We start from the raw sequence: 4,087 nt of genomic DNA on the forward strand, positions 1-4,087 counted from the left end.
CAAAAAAACAAAACTTCGACAAGAAAAAGAAGTGTGAAAAACTTGAAAAATCCCTCTCACTTTCTTGTTTTTAGACTCAAGTTGAAACTAAATGCAACATCTTTTCAGATTGTTGGTTTCTATATTGTGCATATTTTTAGCTGGACCTGGTGATAATCCTGCAATATGTTCTTTTGAGAAGGTAATTTCCTCTGCTTGGTAACGACCTATCTCTACTTGTTTCCCTATACCAGCTACCCAAATAACTACAATGCCTCCAGGAGCAAAACCTACTACCACTTTATTATATTCTGATTTAATAGGGGGATATTTTGTAAACTCATCATGGAGGTCATAAAAACCTTCATTAAAAAGGCGAACCATTTTATCATAATCAATAGGAGTATCTATATGATAAAATTTATGTTCAAAATACGAAACCCAAGTAACACGCAATCGTTTAGGAAGATATCCTGAAGAACCCATTGCCTCAGTAGGCTTACCCCATCCACCAGTAGGTGTTGGCGAATCAAGTACAGCAACATCATTATCTGAAATGAGCGCTCCTGTATATACATCAACAAGATAACCCGATGGTACAGAGACAGCGGCTTGCCATCTAAACTTGTCGTTTTTCATAACCTTATTATTAGAACAACTAAAAAATTGTAATAAACATAAGAAAGAGAATATTAAATAATTCATATATCTTCTTGTTAAAGAAACAATAGTAAATTAGAGGTGCAAATTAGTGATTTTTGACGAAACAACCAACAAAATTCAAATATATTTTTATTTTACTTTGTCTAAAGTAAAATTAGGAGGTAATTTATGAAGAATAAAAAGAAATTGGTAATTATAACTTCCATTTTGGCAGTAGGTATTCCACTACTGGCTATTGGGACACAATCAATATTAAAAAAAGTAAGGGATGATTATTACAAAACTCAAAAAGAACAGATTGAGGCTGAAAAAGCCAGAGAAAAAGCTGAAAAAGAACAAAGATTAGCTCAAGAAAAAACCGAAAGAGAAAGGCAGCTTCAATTAGAAAAAGCTGAAAAAGAACAAAAAATTGTCAGCGAAAAAACTGAAAAAAAACAACCAATAATTACTGGTCAATCTTCACAAAAAAATAAAAATGGAAAGGAAAAAGTTAAGATAAATAACGTAACTCCAACTTTTACTCCTACAACAACCGTTGTAGAAAAACGTGAATTAACACCAGAAGAAATAAAAAGAGCTAAAAAAGCTTTAAAAGAAGCAAGAGCTAGTTACTTTAGCGGTAATAAAGCCGCAAAATTGTCGAAAAGTTCAAAAAGTACTGATAAGATTATAATAAAATCTGACAGTAAAGGAAATGTTGAAGCAATAAGACAGACCAAAGAACAAAATGACAAAGCACAAAAAATCTTAAAAGAAATAAGAGAAAGTTATTACAAAGACAAAAAGAAATAAACACATATCAAAATGACTCATTTCTGGGTCATTTTTATTTATAAATAAAAAACCTATTTAAAATCAAATTATCTTTTTGCAATGGCACTAAAAGTAAATTTTTCAGGATGATGAATTATTGTTTCATATTGAAACAGTGTTCCATTTGAGAGATATGCATGAGTTTCAATAACGACAACCATATTTATATCCTTTAGTTTAAGGTATTTTTGCTCTTTAGGAGTAATTTTTCTAAAACTAATATTTCTACGTGAATAAGCTATTTTTAACTTAAGTTCGTTTTCTAGATACTCATATATTGATCTTTTTGCTATTTCTTCGTTTAGAAAAGGTACGATTCTTCTGTCAAAAAAACTGGTAGAATAATTTAAAATTTCGCCATCTAACGAATTAGTACGTACAACTTTGTAAAAATCAGCACTTTCAGATACTTGAAATTCCTCCATCAACTTTTCTACTCCTTGAACAATATATAAACTAATTAAGTTAGTTTCAAGAATGATATTTTGAAGTTTGCTAATTTCTTGTACAGTCTGAATGGAAGTTATAGAGATGTTTTCTAGATTTTTTTTCTCTAGCACAATTGATTTTTTCCCTTTTACTTTCTGTATAAGGCCTTCTCTTTCTAACATAGAAAGTGCTTTTCTTACAGTAAGTTTGGAAAAATTATAGTCTATTGCTAAGTCATCTTCTTTTTTTAAAAAATCTCCTGATTTCAGAGTTCCATTTTTAATTTGTTCTTTAATATCGTGATATACTTTTTCATATTTTTTCATTCATTTATACAAACCTTTCATAGAATATTTTATATATACTTAAATCTTTTGGAAGCTAAGCTGATAATTGAATAAAGTTAAGATTTAAGTAAAATAATTGTAATTTTTGAAATCATAGTTAATCCGATTTGGAGAAAATATATAAATTAGACACAGATATAACTTAAGTTTTTGCTATTATATAAATTAGATTTACTATAAGTATCAATACTACTATTGTAATTATACACTAAATAAGAGTAAATATCAACAAAAATAAAAAAGATTTATATAATTCTTTAAAAATATTTAAAAAGATTTATATAAAAGTGTTGACTTTTTTAAAAAAGTATGTTATTATAACGATGTAAATAGGAAATAAAAATTAATAAAAATAGAAATGGAGATGATTATTTATGAAGAAATTTTCAATTGTAGTAGCTGGTGGAGGGAGTACATTTACTCCAGGAATTGTGTTGATGTTACTTGAAAATTTAGATAAATTTCCGATTAGACAAATAAAATTTTATGATAACGATGCAGAAAGACAAGAAGTTATAGCAAAAGCTTGTGACATTATTATAAAGGAAAAAGCGCCTGATATTAACTTTGTTTATACAACAGATCCTGAAACAGCATTTACTGATGTAGACTTTGTTATGGCACATATAAGAGTTGGAAAATATGCAATGCGTGAAAAAGATGAAAAAATACCTTTAAGACATGGAGTATTAGGACAAGAAACTTGCGGACCTGGAGGAATTTCTTATGGAATGCGTTCAATTGGTGGAGTTATCGAGTTAGTTGATTATATGGAAAAATATTCACCAAATGCATGGATGTTAAACTATTCAAATCCTGCAGCAATCGTAGCAGAAGCAACTAGAAGATTACGTCCAAATTCTAAAATATTAAATATCTGTGATATGCCAATTGGAATTGAAATAAGAATGGCTGAAATGCTTGGGCTTAAATCAAGAAAAGATATGGTAATTAGATACTTTGGATTAAATCACTTTGGATGGTGGACAGACATTAGAGATAAAGAAGGAAATGACTTAATGCCTGCATTAAGAGAAAAAGTGGCGAAAATTGGATATAATGTAGAAATTGAAGGAGAAAATACAGAAGCAAGCTGGAATGACACATTCACAAAAGCAAGAGATGTATTTGCAATTGATCCTACAACAATGCCAAACACATACTTAAAATACTACTTCTTCCCTGATTACGTAGTAGAACACTCAGACCCTAATCACACAAGAGCAAACGAAGTAATGGAAGGAAGAGAAAAATTTGTATTTGGAGAATGTAGAGCAATTGCTGAAAAAGGAACAGCAAAAGATAGCAAACTACACGTTGACGATCACGCTTCATATATAGTTGACTTGGCAAGAGCAATCGCTTATGATACAAAAGAAAGAATGCTATTAATAGTAGAAAATGATGGAGCAATCTCAAACTTTGATCCAACTGCAATGGTTGAAGTACCTTGTATAGTAGGTTCAAATGGACCAGAAAAAATTGTTCAAGGTAAAATACCTCAATTCCAGAAAGGATTAATGGAACAACAAGTATCAGTTGAAAAATTGACAGTAGAAGCATGGATAGAAGGTTCATACCAAAAATTATGGCAAGCAATCACATTGTCAAGAACAGTACCAAGTGCATCTGTTGCAAAAGCAATATTGGATGACTTAATTGAAGCAAATAAAGACTTCTGGCCAGTGTTGAAATAATTAACAAATATACTTAATTTATAGGATTATCTCAAAAGTTTAAAAATTTATTTATGAATTATTCTTAACTTGTGAGATAATCTTTTTATTGATAATATAAAATAATTCTAAAAAAGGAGAAAATATGGATACAAAAAAACTAGATAAAAAATGGTGGAA

The 4,087-nt window shown here is 29.4% G+C and carries 4 protein-coding genes; 2 read left to right on the plus strand and 2 right to left on the minus strand.

What is annotated here, in order from left to right; all coding sequences use genetic code 11:
• Positions 1 to 87: 87 nt before the first annotated feature.
• Positions 88 to 684, minus strand: coding sequence for a DUF2931 family protein (locus Q0370_RS05105; protein ID WP_299572971.1), 597 nt, complete (start codon positions 682 to 684; stop codon positions 88 to 90).
• Between the two features lie 126 nt (positions 685 to 810).
• On the opposite strand from Q0370_RS05105, the gene Q0370_RS05110 reads away from it, so the two are divergent.
• Positions 811 to 1,434, plus strand: a complete 624-nt coding sequence (locus tag Q0370_RS05110) for a hypothetical protein (protein WP_299572974.1) — start codon at positions 811 to 813, stop codon at positions 1,432 to 1,434.
• 68 nt (positions 1,435 to 1,502) lie between these two features.
• On the opposite strand, the gene Q0370_RS05115 is transcribed toward Q0370_RS05110, so the two are convergent.
• Positions 1,503 to 2,210, minus strand: coding sequence for a GntR family transcriptional regulator (locus Q0370_RS05115; protein ID WP_299572976.1), 708 nt, complete (start codon positions 2,208 to 2,210; stop codon positions 1,503 to 1,505).
• Positions 2,211 to 2,605: 395 nt separating this feature from the next.
• On the opposite strand from Q0370_RS05115, the gene Q0370_RS05120 reads away from it, so the two are divergent.
• Entirely contained in the window at positions 2,606 to 3,928 is a 1,323-nt protein-coding gene (locus Q0370_RS05120) for a 6-phospho-alpha-glucosidase (RefSeq protein WP_299572978.1), read from the plus strand.
• Positions 3,929 to 4,087: the final 159 nt, after the last annotated feature.

The sequence above is a fragment of the uncultured Leptotrichia sp. genome, from assembly GCF_938036635.1.
Taxonomy (GTDB): Bacteria; Fusobacteriota; Fusobacteriia; order Fusobacteriales; family Leptotrichiaceae; genus Leptotrichia; species Leptotrichia hongkongensis.